Raw genomic sequence first — 25,558 nt, forward strand, 5'->3', positions numbered from 1 at the left:
CAACAAAAAACATCCCTCCGCTACGGAAAGGATGCTTTTGAATCGAATTTTGAGTTCCAGTTAATACTGCCGGTCGAGTGTAAGCAGCATTACGCCGTGCGGAGGCAGCACGATCTCTTTACGCCAACTCTCCTCCTGCACCAGCTCTGTGCGGATGACCGGGCCGCTTCTGCCGTTTAAATAGGCGATTTCTTCCTCCGTTAAAGCATGGGGCGCTCCCATGCGGACCCACTCGTCAAAGACCGACCCGTGCTCCCGGTCCAGCCGGTAAGTAACACATCTATATGTACCTGTGAGCGAATCCAGCGTAAGCTCGAAGGCCTTGCTGCCTTTCTCCTCGAACACTTCATAACGGCTGGAATCGGATAATTCCGACCAGTCTCCACTGGCAAACAGCTGATCTACATGGACATAGTGGTAAAATAGAAACTGCATGCTGCCGCCCTGTGTCCGGGTTCCGACATAACCGTCCCCCCGGATCAGCAACTCATCACCCAGCTTCTGCATCAGCTCGAACGCGTAATAAGCCGGCTTCTTCAGCCCGTCGCGGTTGATCAGGCCAAACCCTCCATAGAACGGGGAAGCGGGAACGATGCTTTCTTCAAAGATATCGGTAAAAGACCAGAAGGCCATCGCCTTGACATCGCCAAGTGTATTCATCGTGTGATAGATAACGAACGGAGCCATAAACATCGTATCATGCAGCAGGTTCCGGTCATACAGTGAGAAGTTCCACTCGGTAATGTGAAGCTCAACCTCTCCGTGCAAGGACGCATTCAGTTTCTGGCGCAGCCGGTCAATGCTCTCCTTATAGAAGGAGGGCGCCATAATCTTGGTCAGACGGTCCTCTTCAGACTTGAGCTTAGGATACTCCGAATAAATATGGAACGAAAAGAAATCCAGAGGCACCTCACGCTCCCGGCAATAGGCCAGGAAGTCTTCAGCCCAGGTATCGTTCCAGAGGGAGCCGTAACCCATGGCCGGACCGCCTGTTCTCAACCCGGGCATCACCGATTTGATGGCATGAACGGTGGATTCATAGAAGGCGAAGTACTCCTCCTTGCTGCCGGCCCAGCAGACCCCGGACAGGTCAGGCTCATTCCATACCTCGAAATACCACTGCTTCACTTCCTCTGCACCATACCGGTTCAGGCAATGACGGATGAATTCGCGGATCAGCGCTTCCCACCGGGCAGGATCGGCCGGCGGACTGATATTCCCCTTCCACCAGAACAGCGTTTCCCTGGACCGCGCCAGCTGGCTTGGCATGTAGCTTAGTTCTACAAACGGCCGGACGCCCTGCTCCAGCAGGAAATCATAGAGCTTGTCTACATAAGACCAATTGTAGCTGGGGCTTCCCTCCTCATTCTCGCTGTACACCATCATCTCGTCATTGAATATGCCGTGAAAGCGGATGTAGCGAAACGGAATCCGGGACCTTATATCGCTCAGCTGCCTTCGCCAATCCTCGCGCAGACCTTCGGCCGCCCGGCCGGCGGTCATCGTGATATTCCAGTGCTTCTCATAGGCAACCGCGGGGGACTCTCCCCTGAGCTCGATCCGTTGATGCTCTGCCGCCGGGGACGCGGATGGTGCGGGCAGCGCCTGGGCTGCATCACTTCCCGCGTCCAGATACCGGTACAATACGCCTATTGCGTTCAGCGTATCTACCTCATAATACACACCGCTGGAAGATTCCTCGTACGTCTGGGGCTTCCGGTTCAGATTCAGCTTCCGGGGCTCCGGCGCAAGCGCAGCCTCCCGGTAGGCGCCGGGGGTGCATCCATACTTCTCCTTGAAGTATTTGTTGAACAGCTTAATGTTGGCGAAGCCGCAATCCAGAGCGATTTCCGAAATCGTCTTCTCGCTCGCGGTTAGCTGCGCCAGGGCTTTCTCCAGCCGGATGAGCGTCAGGTACTTCTGGAAGGGGATGCCGATTTTACCGGTAAAGAAATGGGAGAAGTAATGCATGCTCAGATGCTCGGAATCCGCGATATCCTGCAGCGTAATCTTCTCATTATAATGGCTGTCGATATAGGCCAGCACCCGGTTCAGCCTTTTGTAATCGAACTCTTTGCCGCTCTCCTCCGTGTCCGGATTCGTCCCGTCGGCGAAATACCGCAGAAGGCAACCGCATAATGCCTGCAAGCGGGCCTGTGTATAATTCCGGTAGCCCGGCGATTTCTTGTTAAGCTCCCATACCATTTGCGCCAGGTTGTGCTTGATGCTGGTGATATGGTCCACTGCCCCATTTCCATCTATGGCTGAACTACAGGAAATAAAGGTATTATTGTTCAGCAGCTCCGGCCCAAACTGTAAGGTCAGCAGCACATTATCCTGGTGGGTGAGCTCGATTTTATGGACAGACATGCTGTTAATCACGATCACGTCATCCTCACGGAGCGTATACTGCTTCTGATTCAAATACATGGTGACGGAGCCGTGAAGGACATATACCAGCTCCACTTCCTTATGCCAATGAAAATCGACGTGCTGCACGCTGTTGACGAAGAGCTTCATCGGCTGGTCTTCCTGATGCTGAATGAACTCGTACAGATATCGAATGGTCTCTCCCCCCTCTAGGTGCGTACGATAATCATATCATTAGCAGGAAGACATAAGAATACACCAGCCGGTTCTGATTGTACAATTGCAGGTTTGGTTTATTGCCCCATCAATATTTTGGCATACGGCGAATCAATCGGGATCATGATCACCGGCTCATTCTGCAGCGTGGTTACATAACTCTCCAGTGTACGGTAGAAGCTGTAGAACTCTGGAGACTTACCATAGGCTTGATTATAGATTCTGGCGGCTTCCCCTTCGCCTTCAGCAATGATTTTTTTGGCGTCGGCTTCGGCTTGAGCCATCAGCTCAGTGGAGGTACGGTCGGCCTTGGAGGTTATTTTCTTGGACTCCTCATCCCCTTCAGACAGATAACGCGCGGCAATGGATTGACGGTCCGAAATCATCCGGTTGTATACACTTTGCTTGTTTTCTTCCGGCAGATCCGTACGTTTGATCCGTACGTCAACTACTTCAATTCCGTAATTATCACGGGTTAAGGCGGCAATGACGTCCTTGGTGATCTCGTCGTTAATGTTGCCCCGTCCGGTGTCCTCGCTGATAATATTTTCATAATTGACTTCCGACAGCTTACGGCGCACCGAGTTATATACCGCTTCATCAATACGCTGAATCCCGCCGCTTACCGATTGTACGGTTCTCAAGAACTGCGAGGCATTGGTAATTCTCCAGACGGTATAATTATCAACCACAATCGGCTTCTGGTCCTTGGTCAGAATGGTGGTTGGCGAGCTTTCGTAAGTCATCTGATATTTAGGAAGCTCCGTGACATTCTCGATAAAAGGAATTTTAAGCTTCAGCCCAGGCTCTTCAACGGTACGCATAGCTTCACCGAAACGGAGGACTACCTTGTATTCCCCCTCTTTCACGATATACATAGAGCCGGCAAGCAGAATCACTAGAACTACCGATGAGATCAGGGCAATGATATGGTTTCTTTTCACTGGGCATCTCCTCCTTGCGGTGCGGCCGCAGCTGGCGGATTCACAGTTGCCGGAGCAGGCGTGCTGGCCGGGGTGCTGCGCATCAGCTCATTCAGCGGCAGATAATTCACAGTATCACTATTCGAGTTGGTAATGAAGATTTTGGCGTTAGGCAGAATGGTTTCCAGCGTCTCCAGAATCAACCGGCTTTCAGTTACGCTCTGGTTGTTGGCGTATTCGGCATAAATGGCGTTGAACTGGGCTACGTCACCCTGTGCGTTCAGGATACGCGATTTCTTCTCCCCTTCGGCATTCTCAAGCAGCGCTTGCGCTTCCCCGCGTGCTTTGGGAATGATATCGTTCTCATATTTCTTGGCGTTGTTGATCTTCGTGTTCTTCTCTTCACGGGCATTGGTCACCTCGCGGAAAGCTTCCTCGACCTGGCCGCTCGGCGGCTCAATATCCTGGAATTTGATATCAATGATCTGAATGCCGGTATTGTATTTCTTCTGCAGGTCAACCAGCAGCTCCCGGACTTTATCCTGAATCACTGTCTTTCCGTCGGTAATCGCATAATCCAGCTTCTCGGAACCAATCACAGCACGAATCGAAGAGCTGGCCGAATTACGCAGGAATTTGTCCGGGTCGTCAATGTTATACAGATAATCGTGAATATTGCTGATCTTCCATTGTACTACAGCATCGGCAGATACGATATTCTCATCGCCCGTAATCATCATCGCTTCTTCTTCAACGGCTACCGCTCCTTCAGCCTCCTGACGGTACCCGATATGGATCCGCTGGGTCAGCTCCGCAGGCACCGTGACCACTTCCTGTATGGGATAAGGCCATTTGAAATGAAGTCCCGCTGAGGACTCGTTCGTATACTTGCCAAATGTCAGGATCGCTGCACGTTCCTGCTCCTGCACGGTATAAAATGAAGTGGAGCCCAGATAAATCAACACCGCGGCAGCGGCTACCCCCCAACCAATCTTCTTGTACGTTCCCGGCTTCAGCTCCGGCATTTTGCGTCCTGGCGCCGGACCGCCGCCATTCTGATTCATGAAATCCAAGATACATCGCTCCTTTTTTGCGTATCTAAGTCCCTATAAAGCTTCATATACGTAAATAAAACAAAAAAGTCGCAACATTCGCGACTTTATTCAGGCTTGCTGGATTTTGCTTTAGTTCTCTCTGTTTTCACTCAATCTCATGTCGATGCAGCCCATTCCAGCGAGGAAGTTGGCTGCTTCCCACGCCCCCTCAGAACAAGTTACTATTGGTTAAGGTAATCATCTAAAAATTGATTTAAACATTTTGATTCTTCTTTTTCTAAATTCGTCAATAGCAAATTCATTCGTTCTAGTATATGTTTATTATTCGTTAAATTGTATTTTATTGCATGGTTTGTAGTAATTTTAGCTTGAGCTTCAATGAGTGAGAAATTATCTATGAATCCGCAGTTCATTTTCCCCAAATGCTGATTTTCATGCAGATATTTCATTCTTAATGTCGCTATTCTCTTATGCTCATAAAGTAGATAAAAGGGTCTGATATCAAGTGAACCTTCATTATCAGATGTGTTATTTACATAATTTTTAAGTGTAGAGTATATCTGCATACCAAAATCAATGTTTATCTGGTTGTGATAATTATAAAGCTTCCAGTATTCCGGAATTTCATTAAACAAATAATTATTTATAGAATTAATTATACCTTCGATACTAAAATCGTATTCAAACTCCTTATTGAATTTATATAAATAAACCATTCCATTTAGATAATCAGGATTATTAGTTAGATTTTTTTTGGTAAACGCAAGATCAAAATCCGAAAAAGATATTTCTTCTTGGCTATAGACCCCATCTTTAAAAAAATCAGAAATGTAGAAAATTCTTCTATCTAAATCATATCCATAAACAAACATGTCATGACTTTTATGTACATTTTTATATCGATCACTTACAGGTACATAAAAATAATTCATCATTATATGAACATAATAGTTTGAATCAATATTCTCTATTATAAAATCAATCACCGAGTCCCATTTTTTCAAAATAACTTCTCGATCTATTTTTTGGCTAATTAAATATCTGCAAGTATCCGATGGTCGCAATTCATAAGGTATTGGAAAATAAAAATCGCCCCAATTATGTTTGTAATCCTTATTAATAAATAGCTGAATATAATTGCTAAAAATCCATGGATAAGTATTCTCATAACAGGTAAGAATGGATAAAATATGAGCATGTTGCGTGTATGTCGTTATCATCGGATATGTAACAGGTAATATTCTGTACCCCTTATTTTGTAATATTAAAATCCTCTCCTAAGTTTAATTTTTTTTCTATATATTCACTCAGTGTATTTAATGTGGGGAATTTCGAAAAATCAAGTGCATCATCATCAAATTCTATATTGAAATACTCTTCTATACCGACTACCAATCTTACGAATGTAATAGAATTCACGTCCAATAACATGGATCCATCGTTCTGTATAAAAATAATCCTCTTATCATCAATTGTTATAGCATTTGCTATTTCAATAATTTTTTCATTTAAGGTCATTCAACTCACTCCATTCAATATTTTTCATAGAACCTAATGATCATCATCAATATATGCATAAAGCTTTAACCACTTATGTTCTATGATGTAATTACTATTTATATTTCTGATTATTTCTTCAATAACCATGGGATCATCTTCTAAATGATAAGTACATATTGAAAGTTTCGGAGAGTACTTCCTTATTGTATTTGCTGCTCCAAGCAACATAAATCGTTCAGCACCTTCAATATCTGCCTTAATAAAGGATACTTTAGTAATATTATTTTCCTTTACATAATCGTCAATAGTAGTTACTAGACAATTTATTTTTTCATCGTATTCGTTTTTAAATACCATAGAACTGCCTGTCTCCCGGCCTTGTGGTACCGAAAACTCTACAGTGCATTTCTTATCGGATAGCCCCATATTACATATGTTGTATAGAGAGGGCTCATAATGGCTCAAGTTTTCCTTAAGAGTAGTAAATGTCCGTGGTATAGGCTCAAATGCGTGAATCTGGCAACCTTTAGATAAGGCTATTGCTGAAAAAGAACCTATATTTGCTCCGCAGTCAAAAACAATATCTCCTTGTTGTAAAGCCACGCTATTATATTCAAATGGCCCTTCTTCAGGCATAGATAAATCTGAAAACAAACTTGGTAAAATAGAATCACCCAGTTGGACTTTACAATTTTCTTCCATAAAAAAATTATCAATAGTATAATTACCAATTTTAATAGTGGTTGATTTAGTATCTACATTTCTTTCATTAAGATAGTTAATATAATAGTTATTGTAGAGAACTTTAATATCCTTCTTTGAGAGTCCAATAATATTACTTCGTGAGTACTGATGCAGTAATTTAAGAATTATATGCTTATTTTCTGATTTAGCATTATTACAAATTAAAATTTTGTATTCTTGATCACCTATTTTATCTGCTTCATCATTCAATATCATATCCCTTACGTAATTACAGTCAGTGAAAAAGTACACTTTTTCTGCTTGTAGTCCTGTTAAGATTTTTACAATGTGGTCTTCCATATAATTTGAAATGAAAAGGATAATTTTTCTCTTTTCAATTAAATTAATAATATTATTTTTCATAACACAGCCCTCACTTCATATTATGATTTTGCTGTATATCCGCCATCGACCATTAAGTTCTCACCTGTAATAAAACTTGCATCATCAGAAGCTAAGAACAATACACTTTTGGCTACTTCCTCTGGTGTACCCACCCTCTGGAGTAAATGTTTGCCTCCAATTTCGGGGTGTCTATCAGCTTCCTCACGATTGACTCCATAATCTCTGCCTATATAAAACTCGTTATTTTTTGTCCATATCGTTCCCGGACAAACGTTATTTACTCGAATGTTATATTTCGCTAAATCCATCGCCAGGCATCTGGCCATATTAACAACAGCACCTTTAGAGGTGTTATACGTTAAATATTCTGGCTGAGCAATGAATCCTGATATGGAGGCGATATTTACAATTGCACTGCTTTTGTTTTTTTTCATAGCTTCAAGACAATATTTTACGCAAGTAACGTATCCAACCACATTAGTCATAAAGACCGCCTGCCACTCCTCCACAGAAGCATCTATTCCCTTTATTATGCCTTTGGCAGCACAGTTCACAAGAATATGAATAGCACCGAAATGCCTATAAACCTTATCTGACATTGCAGCTATATCTTCTTCCTTTGATACATCTGCATATATGAATAATGTTTCAAATCCCATTTTATTCAATTCCTCTTGTAGCGCCGTTCCTTTTTCAATATCAAAGTCAACAATAGCTACTTTTGCACCTTCTTTAGCAAAATTTTCACAAGTAGCTCTACCTATTCCTTGCGCACCACCCGTCACAATAACTACTTTGTCTAAAAATCTCATTAAGGATTCCTCACTTTTTTTGGTTTTTAATAACTATACAAAAAAACGCTCAATCAATTTATATCTATACTCATACGGAATTTCTAACCCCTTTAAACTGTCAATGCTGTGACTATCTTCTATCACTCCGTGATAATCACTTCCCCCGCTTATGATCAGTTTTTTATTATTAGTCATCTCTATTAAGTGTGATGTTTCTTTCTGAGTATGTTTTGGATAAAAACATTCCATCCCGTTAATACCCAGTTCTATTAAATTGGAAAAAATTGAGTTTATTCTATTCATATTTCTGGTAATTCTCATCGGATGTGCTAAAACCGCAAACCCTCCTGAGGCATGAATGCATGCAATGGCGTTTTCAACCGGTACAGCCGCTTCAACATTTATCTTTAACAGTATCCTGTCAAGATAATAACTGAATGCCTCTTTTTTATTGGCTACATAACCTTTTTGGATCAATTGTCGAGTGATCTCATTCAAGTTTGCGTGACGGACTTTTAAGCAGCTATAATCTAATTTGACATTTTCTCTGGAAAGATAAAAAAGAACTTTTAGAATTTTCTGGGATTGTATTTTATTAATATCCTTTATTAAGGAGTCTAATTCGGCACAAGGAGATAACTTATATCCCAATATGTGTATTATTTTTCCTTCATAAGACACAGAAAACTCTGCCCCATTTACTAATTTAACTTTATGAAACGAACTATCAGCCGGCAAAGTCAGCTGATTATGATCTGTGAAGGAGGCATATTCCACTCCGCTCTTCTCTAGCTGGCCTATTAAAGCGGATGGTGTATGAGCTCCATCAGAGTGACATGTGTGTATATGAAGATCTATTTTACACATTTATTTAATCCCTCTTTCTTTGTTCATGCCACTCGGCACAAATAAGCTCTGTAACCTTTTTCATATCTTTATTGTTTCTAACCAACATCACTTTACTTCCCTCCTTCACTGTAATACTGTTCTTAAAAAATAAATGCTGATTGACGGCATATCTTAATAAACCTTCTTTTGACAATAAGAAAAGAATATTTTCTTCATTACCCCCACAGACTTTTGTTTTATGTAACATCCTTTTTATACTTCGTTTTATTATTCTAAACAGAAGAACTGGTAGTGATATTTCCATTTTTATCAGAATAGTTGCACGAGTATTCAGATATTCACTGGCAAGTTCATAATAACCATCAATAATCCATTCATTGTTGTCTGCTATTGTTTTAACATCTTTAATAAAGTCTTCATCTTCTGGTCGGCTCCAATTACTTTTCCAATAAAAATTATCCAACTCATAAGTACAAACATTTAGCTTTTCAGAAAGTAAATGACTAAAATAAGTTTTACCTGCTCCAGGCGGACCGATTATCCATACTCTACTCATCAATAACACTACTTATCCATGCACTGGTTAAATGCATATGTTCTATATTCTGTTTTATTGCATACATCTCAATGTTTAAAAAATCAGGAAATAAAACTTCGAGTCCATTCGCTTCAGGAAAAAAATCTTTAAAATCCAAGAAATACTTGTTAATATCTACATCCAAGTTGTTCTCTAAATATAATAACTTTTCATTTTTATCTAATTTTTTTACTTGGAAATCGTTTTCACTCCAAAATTCAGGGAAAATTATCTTATCGACTTTATACTCAGGCACTATTTCACAGCCAAATAATCTGCACATATCAGCGGGATACAAAAATATATGGTTAGATAGTTCTTCTATAAAATTATCAGGGTGCTCTAATGAATGAGAAAAATCAAAATCTTTTAAAACATTTTCCATAGATTGGATTGCATCTTTACGTATAGATAAGGCTCTAGGCCAACCATATCCCAGGAATTCTCCCTTTTCATTAATTGTGATAGATAGATCATCGTTAGATACAAACTTGCCTTCTCCTTTTGATAATAAGGATAGAATAGAACTGGTTTTCCCAGCCTTCTTCGGCCCCATAAAACAGATACCTTTATCTTTATAAACAACCATACCTGAATGAAAAAAAGAAATACGCTCATCCAATAACAGGTGTTTTAAGATGTCCCTGCACAAACGAACAGCGATCTGCAATCTCAATCGACGATCCTGCGGTTGTAGAATACATATAGATTTTTCACCTGGATTAAACAGATATTCCCGCTTCGGTTCTAAATCACCTTTGAAAGATGGGGTTATACTTTCCCAGCCAGTCCGCTGATTCAGGTTAGAATAATCGACAAAAATTGACCAATACCTTTGATCGTTTATGCTAGTTGTAGTCACCTCAAAGAAGGGTTCTACTTTGTCTTTAATAAACTGAATATCATCCTTCATAACTAAAACAAACACCTTATGCTGTTTCCTCTTAATTTCAACCCAAGATAAATCCAATGTATAATCATCTCCACAGTATTTTAGAATATCAACTTCTGTATAATTGGACGCAGTTGACATTCGGCCATCTCAGAACCATTAAATGTCCAATTTATGTACCATAGTAGTTTATCAACATTATTACCGAAGCTCAGAAGGTGCTCTGGTTTTGGAATATAAGCGACTCCTAGTATTAATGGAATAAGGTGAATTTCTTCTTTGGTTAATTTCGCCACATTATGATATTGAGCTAAAAATCTCTCTGCCATACCCACATTTATAGCGAATGAATTATGCATACATCTGGATAGCAAATAGAAAGCCTTTGCAAAGTCAGAGACCCTTGGGCCTATTTTTGAATTATCCCAATCAATTACAGCCGAAAGGCCGTCATCATTAAAAATAAGGTTTCTGCTATGGAAATCCCCATGATTAATTACGTTCTTCAAATTCATCATTTGATACCCTGATTCTGAACTCCTCTTAATAAGAGCCGCATAATGTTTAGTCATCCTCGAAAGCGTATGATTATCTACAAACTTTCTGATTATTTCTGTTGAACGTTTTAATTTCTTTTCTCCTTCATTCGTCCAATAAACAAAATCTTCAATGGTATCATTATTATTTTTATCAACATCCATACTGTGAAGTTTTAATAATACATTTATGCAGCTCTTAGTATCATTTCTATCTCCGAGTTTATGAAACCGGCCGTTAACATAAGGCCTCAACTGCCATAGATAGGAGTTATGTACAAGTACAGTGTCACCACTTTTTGTAAAAACATTAGGCTTAAAGGGGATCTTAGTTTCTGCCAGTTTAGATGACAGCCAGTTTTGAAATTCAATGAATTTTTCCGGATGATGCATTGGCATTCTCTTTAAAACATAATCTCCGTTTGAGGTATGAACCTTCCAATTCATATTTGAACTTCCATTATATAAATCTTCATAGGATACCAGCTTTTCCCCATATTGCTGCAATGCATCTTCTATATGATTTTTCATATTCAACATCAAACTCTTTTTCATAGTATTTTTGAAATTTTATTTAAATAACCAATTTAATTCCGAATCATTCCTGAAAAATTTACCGTTTATATCTTGCTTATTTAGCGCAAATAATCTCTCCATAAAATGTACAGGTTTACTTGGCAGATCAAGGGCTGACATGGTTCCCATATCTGTCTTTATCCAACCGGGGCACACGGATGTAATGGCTATATCCTGTTCGATTGTGGAGAAATACTTCCCAAGGCTAATTGTAAGGGTATTCAGTAGAAGTTTTGACGCCCTATATGCATAGGAATATTCATCAAACTCGCTTATCCTTCCCATACCGCTTGAAATATTGATAATTCTCCCATAGCCTTGAGCAATCATAAACGGCATAGTATTATTGATTAATGTATACGGGGCTAAATAGTTTACTTGCAGTGTTTGTTCCAAATCATCAGGCGTCAACATGGTTATGTTCCCGAAGTTTTTTCTAGGATCATCCAAATATATACCTGCATTGTTAATCAATACATCAATTTGTCCATACCTTTCAATAACTGTATTTATGGAGTCCTTAACTTGACTCAGATCAGTTAGTTCAAGTTCGACAGAATCACATGGAATTAGTGATTTACCGCGAACGCCTCCAATCACAATATGCCCCTTTTCTACCAAAGATTTTACCAATTCAAGTCCTAATCCACGATTGGCACCTGTAACCAAGACAACTTTCCCTTCCATAATTGTCCCCAATCCACTGCTTTTGTGAAAATTATGACTTTTGATGAATTCCGGCATCCAATTTTAGCTCTGTATAATTTAGTTTTCCATTAATCATTACGGGTAGACTTTTTTTCCAAATATATATAATTGGAATCATATAGTCTGAAAGCTGTTTTTTTAATGAGTCAATAATTTTTTCTCTTTCAATCTGTTCTTCAGCTTGATAGAAACAGACTATTAAATTTGTTTCTGTTAATATAACCGCAGCTCTGCTAATATTTGAGATACACCTCTCAATAGTTTTCTCAATCTCATCAAGCTCAACTCTAAAACCCTTTATCTTTACCTGACGATCTAATCTACCGCATATCTCCAGTTCATCGTTCTCGTTCATTCGTCCTAAATCACCGGTTCGATACAGCCTGCTTCCCTTTTCATTAATAAAAAAATGTTTTTGAGTAAGTTCTTTTTTATTTAGATAACCTCTGGCAACAGCCGGTCCACCAATACATATTTCCCCTGTTAGAGATTCATTAGCCTCCTTCTGATCAATAAAAACGTTATACCCTCTTAGTGAATTTCCTATGCTTACCGGCTTATTGGGATCAAATCGTGCTGCTGTTGCCCAAATGGTAGCTTCTGTAGGACCGTAACAATTATATATGTCGGCTTTGGTATACCTGTATAATTTTCCAATTAAGACTTCCGGGAATTTTTCCCCTCCGATCAGTAGTTTACGCATTTGTTGAAAAAATTGAAGATCCGTATCAAAATAATCCAGAAAAAACTGCAGATAAGTTGGTGTAAACTGTAAGACATTTACCTTTTCCTTTAGCATGATATCTCTTAATAGTTTTGGATTAAGTTTTTGTCTCCTATTGACCAAAATACAAGTAGCACCGTATGCCAATGAAACCAAGGTTTCCAAAATAGAGATATCAAAAGTGAAAGAAGTACTTGCCAATACGCGAGCGTCATACTTTTCGAATTCCAGAACATCGTTTATTGCATCAAGAAAAGTATTAAAACTCTGATCCTCGATTATAACTCCTTTTGGATAACCTGTTGAGCCTGAAGTGTACATAATATACATCATGTCATCAGGTTCTCTTTCAGGGAGAATTTGAGTGACTTCCCCTCGATAAACTTCATTTAATACTTCGCAATTAATGATATGTATTGTGAACATGTTTACTGTATTTAAGTTGAAGGTTTTATTAATAATCAGATAATCCAGTTTGGCATCACTGATAATATAGTGTAATTTCTCAGTTGGCACTTTTTCATCAATGGGTAAATAAGCTGCTCCTGAAAAAATCACAGCCATAATGTTTATAAGAACTTCTAGGGATTCATCTGTAACTATGCCTACAATTGTATCCTTCTTAACACCTAAACGAACTAATATTGCAGCTCTTTCTTTGACGCAAGTTATTAATTCGCCATATGTCAGCCTTTCCTTAGTTGTGATAATCGCAGACTTATACTTTTTTTCCAAGGCAGTAGAATTCAACAAATCTATAAATGTTTTCATAATTAAACTACCCTTCTTATGCTATAACATACTTTTAAGAATCCTTCTCATATCCATATCAATTACACTAATCGAGGTTAAATTGCGGATGACTTCATCCATTTTTTTGCGTTTATATTTATAGTATTCTATGAAAAGATATACTTGATCTAACATCTTCAGCCTTTGTTTCTGCAAATCACTCAACTCTGCCCAATCCAGTTCCGGGTAAATATTATTTAAATAATTCAAATATTTTAAAGACCGTTTTGATAATACACGACAAATACCTACTGCATCCCGGGTAGAAGTTAACATTAAATCATCCAATGGGTCTTGTTGTATAACTTCCAATGCAGAAATTACATTATCTTCACTAATTACTGTTTTTATATGTTCCCAAAATCGGGCCACGCTTTTCAGTAAATAATCTGTCTCTGTCTTGACCGTATCAGGCAATGTCATGATATACATCGTATTATCATAACCCGCTTCAAATTTTTTTCTTGTCAATGTAAATTCCTTTTTTGAAATGAAATCTATAAATGTTACGTTAGTATTTATATCGGTAAGTAACACCAGATGATTGTCAACCTCACTTAGGTAAGAGGCCGTACTTAATAAGGAAATTCTTTTCGGTTCAATTTTGACTACCAACGGCAATGAGTGACTTGAATAATTTTTTTCCAATAAAGAAAAACTGCCCGTTTCCATATAAAAATTAACTAGATCCATATCATTTCCTATATGGTGCAATCTCCCGACTGAATCATAGGTCAAGTAATTTTGATTATTCTTGAGCATTCCATCCAAAACAGTATTTAAAGAAAAGAATGAACTATAATAAAGAATCTCCTCATTAAGTCCAAGGTATCGTAGAACCGCACAATAGCAATATTCAAAACAAGTAATATTATGACTTTCGGGTATATCGATCTTAAACATATTTTCCCCTATCCGAAATACTCGAACAGCTTAAAGTCATTCGCTTATTTCCATTCATCTGGTATATGCAATAGATCCTCAAAAAATGGTCCAGAAATATTTCTTTTCCATTCCATTAAACTCTGAAGTTCTTCATTAATTTTTAGCGTTTCATCATTTTGAACTGAAAAAACCTTAGTATATTCACCTTTCGTCCCATTAATTTCATAGAAACAATCTTTTTCGATCAGTTCTGTTGATTTCACTCCTATACAAGGGATATTTAATTCTCGTGCAATAATTGCGCTATGAGACAAAACTGAACAGGATTCTACTATACATCCAACTGCCTTTGCAGAAGCATGCAATACAGCACCGTTAATACGTTTAGCCAACAGTATCGATCCAACCTGAAACTTTTTTGCGTCTGCAATATTTGCGACATATTCTACTTTCCCGCTTACATACCCATTTACCAGCGGTAAAGCACTTCCTATTTCATCGTTACGAAATTCTATATTTCGAGTCGCACTTCTTATTTGTAAAAAAAACAGCTCATCGTTTTGATTTAAGCACCATTCAATATCATAAGTATCAAAGCCTAGCTTTTTTCCAGCTTCTTCAAAACCATATAAAAGGCTTTCAATACACTCATTGGTTAAGGTGCTGGTTTGTCTCATTTCTTCAGGTAATTTCACCTTGGTTAGAAGGTAGTCCTCTTCTTTTTCATCCAACTTTACAGTTTCCCCGTTATAATTCTTTTGGTCTAATTGAATACAAAAGTTTTCACCTTCAAGCGGGTTAGTTCTTGAATATATAGGATAAATACCGAATTCTTTCATTCCTCTAACTTCTCTTATTAGTTCATATCCGCTTTTTTTGTAAACCCATTGATCCGGTTCTGTTAACCCGTCTACCACAGCTTTTGTCAACCCAAAGCTGGAATTTATTACGATATGCTCTTGATCCTTAAATGTTACTCCGCCAACCTTTGAATTTACCATTGATTGAAGAATAACTGCACAAGGCCTAACAGAATCAATTTGATTTCTTGTGCAAAGTTCGTATACTGCCTCATTGAAGCTACTGGACCAAATGGAAATAATAGCGTCTACAATACTCATTATTTTTTTTACATTGACCACCGTAGTAAATATTCCAGCGAAAGAGAATACATCCGAATCCTCTAATGTGCTGGAACTTCGCACAACTAAGGAGGTATGGTTACAGTTATTAATGACCCGGCTAACCTCATACCAAAGCTCCCTTTTTATTTCGTTAGGAATCTCATTCATGAGGTAGCTTTCAGAACGTTTGAAATCTTCGAGATTCACATGATCGCAGTGAATTCCTGCCTGATTTAAAATCAGTTCAGGAATATTCGCTTCTATTATCCAGGTTTGCGGCACCCTAAACCCGGCATTTTTTAAATCTAAAATATTCTTCGCTTTATTACCAATTAAATGAAAGTTCGAATCGAGATAATCATCTAGATTCTTAACCAATATTGTTTTGGACATTGATTCTCTCCTTTACAACGGAAATTGTTTTTATAATTTCATTAATAGTTTTGAATCGGTCCACATCAATCATATCTTCATCGAACACTATCTCATACTTCTCCTCGAGAGCAAATATCAGTTGAACCAAATTCAGTGAATCAATACCAATTAAAAAAAGGTCATAATCATCATTTATCTCATAAATATCTATAAATAACATACTGCCTAAAGCCTCTTTAATAATTTCTCTAATCTCAACATTCATTTTCAGTTCTCCCCTTCCGTCTTAAACAACGTAATTTCATCATGACACCACAATCTATTTTCAATGCTACCTTCCCAATAGATTATCCCGTTATTCTGTCCAAAAGCATTATTGATGCTATTACTCTCAACTGTTAACCCCAAACTTTTGGAAATATCAGTTTCGAAGATTTGATCTGTATGATAAATAACCCAGCTAACCTGCTTATAGATCGAACTATCTTGTAAGATCAAAGGAAACTCCTCTACTAACTCTGATTTGAAATTAAGCCAGTACAGCAGTAAGTCATTAAACATGCTTAACCTGATACTAATATTTCTTTTTATAAAACGATATGACCATGCATGACGATATAAATGAAGTACTATATACAAAAAATGATAGGCATGATTTAAAACAGGAATCTTAAGGCGCTCATTGATCTCCAACTCAAACACTCCAGAATAAAGATATTCCCCAAATTTATTTTTACTCCCCCTATTTATCCAATCATAATCTGTTGATACGTCAATTTTTACTGTAGGAAGAATATCATCCCCTGTACTAATAAGATAATCTGACAAATGATCTTTGGTTAATTTAAATAGAAGCTGTTGCTGTCGTGAGTGAGAAGAAATTTGATTTGTCAGATAATCATATTTTCCTAAATAAACATTACCTTTGCTAAACAGTTCATTTACAGTGTCTCCATCCATTCCATCTATCAAGATATCCAGGTCAGATATTGTTTTAATATAGTGGTTATCGTAAATCAATTTTTCAAGAACGATCCCTTTTACAGCGGCAAATTTTATATTGTTCTCACTAAGCAAATCAAGAGCATGCGATATATATGTATAGTAAAGATTTGTCTTGTGTCTGTTTACCAAATAGTTGTTGGATAAGAACTCCTTTAAGTAAAAAGGAACTTGATCCAGCAGAATTGGGTTATCTTTAAAAACATGCCATATGAGTGGTAGCATTTTGTGCTTTATCCCTTGATCTATAAATACGCCCCAATCAACCTTATTATTTTCAAATATTTTCTCAATTTCATTGCTATTTTTATTGAAGAAGGATAACGCTAATTTTTTTAAAATTTCCGTGGCTGCTTCCATAGTTACCTCTTTTCTAGACAAAAATCATTTAAGGTTTAGATCAACAGATAAATAAGCAATTAACTTTGTTGTTGTTAATCTAGCAACATCAACATCTAAATTAAATGCGGATTTCCCAATAAAATACATAAATTTTGTGTTTATAATGTGCCGGTCCTCTTCTTCCGTAGCTACATTAAGCAGAAAAGTAATCAAATAATATAATCGATTATTTTTTTGTGCTTTTTTAGCATATTCTTCATCTAATATTTGATAAATCTTCTGTAACTGGCTGTTACGGCTACTATTAATGCGATTTAATTCCATATGAATATCTTCGGCTGTTAGCGTTCCATTTAATGTTTTTAATGCTTTTAGAATCAATTCGTCACTCTCTAATGCCGGTGTATAGAAATTCCACTCACTCTCCCTGGTAAAGAGAAATTCATTACATTTATAATTATCGATATCCTCTTTGGTGAGTGAATTATTTCGTAGCTTAAGCGATAGCTCCAGTTCCTTTTTCCTTTGCTGAATTCGGTGCGATTCTACCAAAGAAATCATGAAATCATCCACTGTATATTCACTTCTATAATCATTTTTAAATAATTGGTTTAATGTATCCGACGGCAAAATCAAATTAAGAAACGCATACCCCTGTGATATTGAATAGTAGTGAAAACACTTTTCCAATTCCTTACAATCCACATTTTTGTGATTGGCATATTTTTGGCTTAATGAATCGACAGATGTATTGAATGCTAATAAGTTGTCTCGCATTCTGGATGAAAATATCCTAACAGCATCACTGTCTCCAAACATCAAACGATATAGCTTTGAATAAAATGGAATCCATTCATCAACTCTGATTTGAACGGTATTGTCTATATACCGTACATTTTCAAATGGTGAATCCCCAAAAAAAGTAAATGGTAATTCTTTATATGTCTGTAGTATGGATTCAACCATATACTTTATTTTTACATTCTCAACACTAAAAATAAAATGATCAGCAGTTATACTAAACCCCATATAATCACTCCACTCGGATGGATAATATTGAAGATATTACATATCTAACCTTCATATTGTTACTCCTATCCTCTATTATTCTGTAATTGGAAGTCCTTATAAATTTTCAAAATAATATCTTCTATGTCCAGTTTCTCAACATAAATGTTAAGAATATTATTGTCCCTGGCAATACTGTTAATTACGTTACCTACTATGCCTGAGTCTTCTACTACAACTACTACGTTCCTGCCTTCTCTTTTATTAATTCTTGCTTTTGGAGGTACCACCAATTCCTCGTCTTCGGCAAGTTCCACATATACTTTCTTCTCAACGAAATAATCGCTAAACAGCTTATCAATTTTGTCATTAAAATAAATTTCACCTTTATTTATAATAATTAACTTATTACATAAAGACTGTATGTCATCTAAATCGTGTGTAGTGATAAATATCGTCACGCCCATCACTTCATTAATTTCCTTAATAAAGTTATGGAATTTCTTTTTCATCTCTATATCTATTCCGATTGTTGGCTCATCAAGAAAAACCAGCTTTGGTCTATGTAAAAAGGTTGCTGCCAGTTCGCACCTAACACGCTGTCCTAGACTTAACTGCCTTACAGGAGTATTTATCAATTCCTCAATACTTAGCATTCTTATCAATAATGCCAACGATTCGTTATATTCCGCTTCACTTAGTTTGTATATCCCTTTGAGCATCTCAAACGAATCCTTAGCAGGAAGATCCCAAAGAAGTTGTGAGCGCTGCCCGAACATTACTCCAATGTTCTTCACATATTCCTTTCTTGATTTCCACGGTATTTCACCGTCTACAAGACATGTTCCGCTGTCCGGCTGTAAAATGCCTGCTAATAATTTTATTGTTGTGCTCTTCCCTGCTCCATTGGGTCCTATATAGCCCACAATATCCTGCTTCTCAATAGTAAAACTCAAATTCTTGATAGCATCTACAGATTCAAACTCGTTTTTTGAAAATAGACTTGAAAATTTATGAATTCCCTTTTTTGGAGTTCGTTTAAACACTTTATATTTCTTACTAAGTCCCTTTACTTCTATGTAACTCAACATTTCCACGCTCCTCGATTGAAGCCTGCGATCAGCATGATTGAGGGATAAAGCCTATCTCCAATCCTTAATCACAGGCTTTTTTTAACTAAAAACAATTCGCTGTTCAGATATTATTATTTTTAAATTAACTTCCACTCGAAACATAAGATTTCTCGACTTTAAAAAATATCCATATTGAAATAATAAAAAAAATGTAACAAACAGCTGGTGCCCCAAACCCTACTATCCGAGGCACGGAAGTGGATTTATCCAGGATTGCAGAAATCGGGAAATAAGAAACGGTTGTCGCTGGAAGAACATATGTAAATATATTGCGTATCCAAGCAGGGAAAATAGTCATCGGATACTGCATTGTTGATACACTCCCTTGAATAAAGATGCTCATAAATTCGGTATATTGCATAATCTTGAATGAAATTATTCCAGTGATAATATACAGTGAAGCATACAGAAGCCACCCGCCGACTACAGTAAATAACAATATAATCCATTCTACTCCAGTAATGCTTCCTGCATTCATTACTATTCCTATACAAAGAACGACAATGGATTGCATAGCACGCCCAAGCCTTACAAACTGGAAGCTAAATGCACTGATCTGCAAGACTGTATTTCGGGGTCTTAATAAATATCTGTCATAATCCCCATTCCTGATAAGAGATGTCATATTAGTCTCAAAACCTCTCATCAGCACTTCTGCCATTGCAAATGAAAGGTTTATAATGCCATATGTAAGAAACACCTCGTTAAAAGTCCATCCTTTGATCTGACCAAACCTATAAAATAGCGCCCACATTGCTGTAAACTCAAGAAAAAATACTATAAACTGATTTATAAATCCTACAACAGCATTTAACGGGTATTCTAATTGGCCTCGAAGTTGCAAAAATATTATTCTCAAATACAAACGAATATTTCCCAATCTTTCCTACACCCCTATCCACCTTGTACAACTATTTTTTTTGTACCTTTCTTGAACATAACAGAATTCAATAAGAAGAATATCAAAAGCCAAACCAACTGAAGAAGTATATACAGCATGCTTTCACTGTATGTGTATTGCCCAGTCAAAATTAACGCAGGGGTATCAATAATTCCTTTAAAAGGCTGCAAGATTAATAAGACCTGAAGTGACTCTGGAAAATATGATAAAGGTATTATTGTGCCACTTAAGACCAAAGCCATTGAATTTATAATTCCCAAAAAATTAGATGCATCAATTGTGTACAGTGTAATTGAATACAAAAAGACCGTAATCATACAGCTTAACAGATATGCAATAGTGATACTGATAATAAATAACAGCAATATTTTACCTGAGGGTATTGTGATTGCAAATTCACCAAATCCTAGTATAGGAAGTAAAATCATATTGAAAATAACTATAGGGATAACCCGTATCAAACTGTTTGTAACCCGCCATGAAATGGTTTTTATATACATCAGAGCAAACAAATTCACAGGACGTACCAACTCATAGGCAATATTTCCGCTGCGAATGCTGTATAAATCTTCTCCATTTACATTCCAGGGGATGATCGTCAGGAATATTTGGGTCAGCCATATATATACAACTACTGAATCGGGATGAAGTGGTGAATTTTCCGTTCCTCCTTCCATAAATCCATATAAGGTGAATATTTTGAAGAAAGCAAAAAATATCTGCGCAACTATTCCTGATAATGCAGCTGCACGAAATACCATAACTGTCTTAAATCTTGTTGCAAACAATGCATTCCATGTTCCCATTTGAACTCCTTTCGAATTATATAAACTCAAATTTAGAAAAATTATTTTTAATAAATTTCACAATAAAATCAGTATCTTTATCTTCAGCAATGTCATAAATAGACTGTTCGCTTCCCTCAAACCAAACATAGGGATTTTTAGAAAGTTGTAATATTTGCTCTTCAGAAAATCCGCTATCGATCAATTTTAAACCTAAATTTGTTTCACCTACTGAAACGGGACGATTATTTTCGTTTGTAAAATATCGCATCGTTGCAAACATACCTTCAAGAGGACTCGGTGAAATATGAAATCCATTCAAAAAAACACCAACGTTTTTTAAACCAAGTTTTTCTTGATGAGAGTATATAAATCCACGTAATGAATCCTTTTTTGCCAGACTGGGATTAAAAACGCCAATAAGTTCAGAGGTAAGTACATGATAATCAGTATTCGATGAACAATCGAATGTCAATATAGCATGTTCCTCCTTATTGAAGTGCAGAACTTGATGGGGATGAAATGCATTTATTATTCCATATTTCCGAGTATCATCTTCGAAGAGAAGCATGTAGGTTCCGTTTCCAATCTTATGCGAGCCTACTTTATGTGCATTTTTTTCTAAGGTCTCCTCGGATATATTGGTATGGGTTTGTAAAAAGGGATATGCTCCTATGATCGTTCTATCTTTATATTCTTGCTCGACAACTTTCCTGTAACTTTCCGTATATCCATCGAGCCCTTGCTTAGCGCCTTTATTCAGAATGCTGTACTGTAATTCTATAAGCTTGTGTTCTTTCAGATATGTCCCACTGATAGCACAACAGTCGTTAATTCTAACCTGATGCAGGTTAAATAATTCAAGGAGCTTTCCGATTATAGCTCTAACATCAACTCCATCTAAAGTACTTAGGCATTCCGGTTTAACCATGATAAGGAACTGGTTTCTATAGTCACTTATATGATTGGTGAACTTATAACTTGAACCTGCAATTTTAGTTTTACTTATAGAGCCTTCCCCACATGATTTAAGCGCTTCCAAGATGGCGTCTACCGTGTTGACCTGTATCATCCGCTACTCCTGCCTATCTATTAGATTATCAAATGTAACTGGATTAAATTCCAGAGTTTGTTACCACATGATCTCCCCATTAATGATTAAGTTTTTCGAAATACTATTTACCTCATTCAAACAATCACATATCATTTGTGTGATTTCTTCTTTCTCATGCTGACTTTCTACCCATCCGGATATTTGAACAGAAATATGATCTGGCTCATTCATGGGAGCTTCCTTTGAAGTAAACACATGTACCTCTACAGCCTTTTCTATGTAATCATAAATTTTCAAGGCAAGTTTTTGGGCTAATACTCCGTAGATCTTGCCAGTATGATCCATGGGATTTTTCCCGGCCGGCGCCTCAATACTCATTGATCTCATAGGAGTTATCAGACCATTAATTCTATTCCCTCTTCCTACAACCCCGACATCTCCTGTATCAGCTACAGATCCCAATACCGTTAGATAGTAGTGCTGATTTTTGTCTTGTGGATTAACTGACAATTCAACCTGAAAATCGAACGCTTCCGAAATGAAATGTTCTATTTCATGAGTTATTTCAGCTTTACAGGCAAAATATTCATCAACACTGCTTACTCGCTGAGCCAAAAAAGGGATATTAATCAATAACTTATAGGTGTTATACTCACGGCTGCCAACTATCTTAATATCCCAACCTGTTTCAGGGTGATTTGTTTTAAATTTCTCTCCGTTTAAATACTGTTCTGTGTGTAAGACTAGTCTTTCTAAATTGCTTAATGGCGCATATGCAGATAATAAATTACAGTCATTGGAGACCGAGAGGTTATGATCCAAAGAAACAAGATCGTTTTCGGATTTTGGCTGGTATCTGGAATTAAGTCTCCCAGCTCCTTGATAATCCACTATCTCATTAATAACAGTTAGATGCTCTGAGGCTTCAAACCCTGTTAACACTTCACTCAAGACATCATCAGCTGCACTCCACAATATTCTGTCTAGAGGAATGCTCACACCCTTATAAGTTTTTGCGGCCTTACCGGCAAATATTACGCGATAAGGAGCAGTTATCTTTCCCTCGCCAAATTTAAAATCAGCGCAACCTCCGATAAGCATTACTTTATCAAACCAATGGTGTGCAACCTTTTCATAGTGGTCAAGAAAATATCGGGAATAATACACCGATGCTCTTTCAGCAATTGCATCGCATATTGTATCTGGGTGTCCAACCCCTTTACGTTCAACTAATTCAAAAGGAAGCTGATGAATGTCGGGCTTACTATTTTCAGTTATATGAATCATATTTTTATTCCCTTCTTTTGTTGAGTAGTTCATTAACACAAGCGTTTTATCAACGATTCAAACCATTAGAAATCCAGTTGAAAAATAAGCCTATCGTAAAAGTTCTGCTTCAATAAATCACCTATGGACTTGTTTAATCCATATATGGTATTTCCCTTGCGATATACTCGAATTTCTTTATTTTCTTTGGTTTGATTTAATTTCTCACCCTTTCTAAACATTTCGATCTGATAATGATCACAACTTTGCCCGCATGTATTATCTAACACAAACTTCAGATTATCAGGCCTCGTTAGCGTGCGCATCATACAATGCCTTCCGGTAGTAACAAAATAATAGGGAATATATACAGATATATTAATTGTGTCATCTATTTCAGGTGCGGCAAGCATCCCCTGAGGTGCAAAATCCAACTCTGCCCTTTTTATCCCGGAATCGTATAGAAACTTTCGGTATTCTCCGGCAAATAGACTGGAACTTTGTAAATATTCAAGACCCGCTTCATTGTAATATTCTTCATATTGCCCTTTTAAAAAGCGGGGATCCCGATTCATCTTGTCGATTGTCCTCCCTGCAACCGGCAAAAGGCTTGGATAGTTACATTGGAGCAATTTAAAAACGCCCCAATCATTAAACACAATTTCTATGCCGGGGCAATATTGTGCCAGATAATCAAAAATCTCTTCCAACCTTTTAATCCCATAATCCGTCACAACAGGAGTCAAAAATGTCAGCTCATAGTTCATTTTGACCCCGTCAATCGCTCTCTTCACTTCATTTAATGTAGGAATCAGAAATTCACAAAATTCAGCTCCATAATATATCCGATCCACTGCTATATGTTTTATTTCTTTATAAACTTCACTTCTAATTTTATAGCTTCTGGCGTCATATTTATCTTCTCTTTCAGTGTCCCATGTATAGGAAGAAATATTTTCGATTACAGATATATCATTAGTCATATACGACAGTTTAACCATGATATTACTCCTTTTATGATCATCTCATAGCCAATAAGCAACGAAATTTATTGTCACACAATTCCGGCCATTGAAAGGTCTCTTTCCCAAACTTCATCAGGTCTGCTCTTTCTGCCCCTTCTTCAGCTAATCTGATTGCCTTTTTTATGAATTTGACCATCCCCACTTTGTCTTTAGTAGACAAACCCCGTGTAGCTATTTTCAAAGCTTTAATAGAAGGAATCTGTTTCAGCGAAGGAATGGTACAGATAGCGCAGCCCATATTTCTCCATCCATTGATGGTATACCCTTTCGGAGAAGGGAATGTCCATTTATTAAATATATCTTCATTCCTGCACAATTCTTGATATTCCGAATAGTTCAATTCAGTTCCCCGCTGATTATGATAATATTCATAAGAAAATTTCTCAGTGCAAATTCCTCCTATATTGTGGCACACTTTGCAGTTTCCATCGTCATAAACACATTTCCCTTCTAAAATAAAATACTCATATTCCATGTCAGGATTAGCATTTATTATTGCCGTTATTTCGTTAACTGTCATATGTCTAGGAAAAGTAATCCGCTTAATATTTAGTTCCCCGTAAAATTTACCTGTCCATGAGTTGTTAACCTGTTGGCAGGTACTTAAAATAATATTTAAGTGTGGATACTTGTCTGTTATAAGTGATATAAGTCCTAAATCAGCTACAATAACATCGCGGATTCCAATCTGTGAAATTTCATCAAGATAATCAAACATCTCAGGGTAACTCTGTCCGGGAAAATATACTGCATTTATCGCTAAATAAAGTTTAACTTTTCGTTCTTTTGCTTCTTGAACCATTTTTTCCAGTGAACTTTTATCTTTCACATTGGTAGTAAGTTTTTCCCGTCTATTTAAAGATATAAATATCTCTTGATATCCACCGTAATCAGTGAAGTTCTTATTGTATTTCGCAATCCATGATTCTGGTAAATAGCCACAAAAGAATTCGTCCGCACCATATTTACTTAGAATAGGTATTTCCCCTTCTTTATCTACCCCAATCAATATATTCATATGACTCACTCATCCCCTTTTTAAAGCGCATACAAAAAT

General features: G+C 37.3%; 25 protein-coding genes. All 25 read right to left on the reverse strand.

What is annotated here, in order from left to right; genetic code table 11:
- Positions 1-60: 60 nt before the first annotated feature.
- Positions 61-2,520 carry a GH39 family glycosyl hydrolase gene (locus tag F1381_RS16925; RefSeq protein ID WP_151736029.1) on the reverse strand — a complete coding sequence of 820 codons (2,460 nt, stop codon included), beginning with the start codon at positions 2,518-2,520 and terminating at the stop codon, positions 61-63.
- 143 nt (positions 2,521-2,663) lie between these two features.
- Entirely contained in the window at positions 2,664-3,530 is an 867-nt protein-coding gene (hflC, locus tag F1381_RS16930) for a protease modulator HflC (RefSeq protein WP_246188076.1), read from the reverse strand.
- A complete protein-coding gene (gene hflK, locus F1381_RS16935) occupies positions 3,527-4,573 on the reverse strand; it encodes an FtsH protease activity modulator HflK (RefSeq protein WP_187355399.1) in 1,047 nt (348 codons plus the stop codon). Before hflK ends, hflC begins: the two co-directional genes overlap by 4 nt.
- Before the next feature lie 212 nt (positions 4,574-4,785).
- Positions 4,786-5,784: a hypothetical protein gene (locus tag F1381_RS16940; protein WP_187355400.1), complete on the reverse strand. Its 999-nt coding sequence runs from the start codon at positions 5,782-5,784 to the stop codon at positions 4,786-4,788.
- Between the two features lie 31 nt (positions 5,785-5,815).
- Positions 5,816-6,082 carry an acyl carrier protein gene (locus F1381_RS16945; protein WP_151736031.1) on the reverse strand — a complete coding sequence of 89 codons (267 nt, stop codon included), beginning with the start codon at positions 6,080-6,082 and terminating at the stop codon, positions 5,816-5,818.
- A 33-nt stretch (positions 6,083-6,115) separates the two neighbouring features.
- Positions 6,116-7,171 carry an FkbM family methyltransferase gene (locus F1381_RS16950; protein WP_151736032.1) on the reverse strand — a complete coding sequence of 352 codons (1,056 nt, stop codon included), beginning with the start codon at positions 7,169-7,171 and terminating at the stop codon, positions 6,116-6,118.
- A gap of 20 nt (positions 7,172-7,191) precedes the next feature.
- Positions 7,192-7,965, reverse strand: coding sequence for an SDR family NAD(P)-dependent oxidoreductase (locus F1381_RS16955; RefSeq protein WP_151736033.1), 774 nt, complete (start codon positions 7,963-7,965; stop codon positions 7,192-7,194).
- A gap of 33 nt (positions 7,966-7,998) precedes the next feature.
- Positions 7,999-8,814 (reverse strand): PHP domain-containing protein, encoded by an 816-nt coding sequence (locus tag F1381_RS16960; RefSeq protein ID WP_187355401.1) that lies wholly within the window; start codon positions 8,812-8,814, stop codon positions 7,999-8,001.
- A gap of 4 nt (positions 8,815-8,818) precedes the next feature.
- Entirely contained in the window at positions 8,819-9,352 is a 534-nt protein-coding gene (locus F1381_RS16965; protein WP_151736035.1) for a P-loop NTPase family protein, read from the reverse strand.
- Positions 9,345-10,286 (reverse strand): hypothetical protein, encoded by a 942-nt coding sequence (locus F1381_RS16970; protein WP_187355402.1) that lies wholly within the window; start codon positions 10,284-10,286, stop codon positions 9,345-9,347. The genes F1381_RS16965 and F1381_RS16970 overlap by 8 nt, the downstream gene beginning before the upstream one ends.
- Positions 10,287-10,366: 80 nt before the next feature.
- Positions 10,367-11,341, reverse strand: a complete 975-nt coding sequence (locus F1381_RS16975; protein ID WP_187355403.1) for a phosphotransferase enzyme family protein — start codon at positions 11,339-11,341, stop codon at positions 10,367-10,369.
- Positions 11,342-11,371: 30 nt separating this feature from the next.
- A complete protein-coding gene (locus F1381_RS16980; RefSeq protein ID WP_222850452.1) occupies positions 11,372-12,064 on the reverse strand; it encodes an SDR family NAD(P)-dependent oxidoreductase in 693 nt (230 codons plus the stop codon).
- 31 nt (positions 12,065-12,095) lie between these two features.
- Entirely contained in the window at positions 12,096-13,580 is a 1,485-nt protein-coding gene (locus F1381_RS16985) for an amino acid adenylation domain-containing protein (RefSeq protein ID WP_151736039.1), read from the reverse strand.
- Between the two features lie 21 nt (positions 13,581-13,601).
- Positions 13,602-14,504 carry a hypothetical protein gene (locus F1381_RS16990; protein ID WP_151736040.1) on the reverse strand — a complete coding sequence of 301 codons (903 nt, stop codon included), beginning with the start codon at positions 14,502-14,504 and terminating at the stop codon, positions 13,602-13,604.
- Positions 14,505-14,548: 44 nt separating this feature from the next.
- Positions 14,549-16,003 (reverse strand): PEP/pyruvate-binding domain-containing protein, encoded by a 1,455-nt coding sequence (locus tag F1381_RS16995; protein ID WP_151736041.1) that lies wholly within the window; start codon positions 16,001-16,003, stop codon positions 14,549-14,551.
- On the reverse strand, positions 15,981-16,250 hold the full coding sequence (locus F1381_RS17000) for a phosphopantetheine-binding protein (RefSeq protein ID WP_151736042.1): 270 nt from the start codon (positions 16,248-16,250) through the stop codon (positions 15,981-15,983). The genes F1381_RS16995 and F1381_RS17000 overlap by 23 nt, the downstream gene beginning before the upstream one ends.
- A 2-nt stretch (positions 16,251-16,252) precedes the next feature.
- Positions 16,253-17,347 (reverse strand): nucleotidyltransferase family protein, encoded by a 1,095-nt coding sequence (locus F1381_RS17005; protein ID WP_151736043.1) that lies wholly within the window; start codon positions 17,345-17,347, stop codon positions 16,253-16,255.
- A 24-nt stretch (positions 17,348-17,371) separates the two neighbouring features.
- The gene (locus F1381_RS17010; protein WP_151736044.1) at positions 17,372-18,358 is read right to left on the reverse strand and encodes a hypothetical protein; all 987 of its coding nucleotides are present in this window, start codon (positions 18,356-18,358) and stop codon (positions 17,372-17,374) included.
- A gap of 65 nt (positions 18,359-18,423) precedes the next feature.
- On the reverse strand, positions 18,424-19,425 hold the full coding sequence (locus F1381_RS17015) for an ABC transporter ATP-binding protein (protein WP_187355405.1): 1,002 nt from the start codon (positions 19,423-19,425) through the stop codon (positions 18,424-18,426).
- Positions 19,426-19,552: 127 nt separating this feature from the next.
- Positions 19,553-20,350 (reverse strand): ABC transporter permease, encoded by a 798-nt coding sequence (locus tag F1381_RS17020; RefSeq protein WP_151736046.1) that lies wholly within the window; start codon positions 20,348-20,350, stop codon positions 19,553-19,555.
- Between the two features lie 14 nt (positions 20,351-20,364).
- Complete coding sequence (locus F1381_RS17025; protein WP_151736047.1) at positions 20,365-21,177, reverse strand: ABC transporter permease; 813 nt, start codon at positions 21,175-21,177, stop codon at positions 20,365-20,367.
- 16 nt (positions 21,178-21,193) lie between these two features.
- On the reverse strand, positions 21,194-22,228 hold the full coding sequence (locus F1381_RS17030) for a hypothetical protein (protein WP_151736048.1): 1,035 nt from the start codon (positions 22,226-22,228) through the stop codon (positions 21,194-21,196).
- Positions 22,229-22,288: 60 nt separating this feature from the next.
- Positions 22,289-23,530, reverse strand: coding sequence for a methionine adenosyltransferase (locus F1381_RS17035; RefSeq protein ID WP_246188090.1), 1,242 nt, complete (start codon positions 23,528-23,530; stop codon positions 22,289-22,291).
- A 32-nt stretch (positions 23,531-23,562) separates the two neighbouring features.
- Positions 23,563-24,477 carry a hypothetical protein gene (locus tag F1381_RS17040; RefSeq protein WP_151736050.1) on the reverse strand — a complete coding sequence of 305 codons (915 nt, stop codon included), beginning with the start codon at positions 24,475-24,477 and terminating at the stop codon, positions 23,563-23,565.
- Positions 24,478-24,496: 19 nt separating this feature from the next.
- Positions 24,497-25,519, reverse strand: a complete 1,023-nt coding sequence (locus F1381_RS17045; protein WP_151736051.1) for a peptidase U32 family protein — start codon at positions 25,517-25,519, stop codon at positions 24,497-24,499.
- Between the last annotated feature and the right edge of the window lie 39 nt (positions 25,520-25,558).

This window comes from Paenibacillus tengchongensis, from assembly GCF_008973665.1.
GTDB classification, from domain to species: domain Bacteria; phylum Bacillota; class Bacilli; order Paenibacillales; family Paenibacillaceae; genus Paenibacillus_AQ; species Paenibacillus_AQ tengchongensis.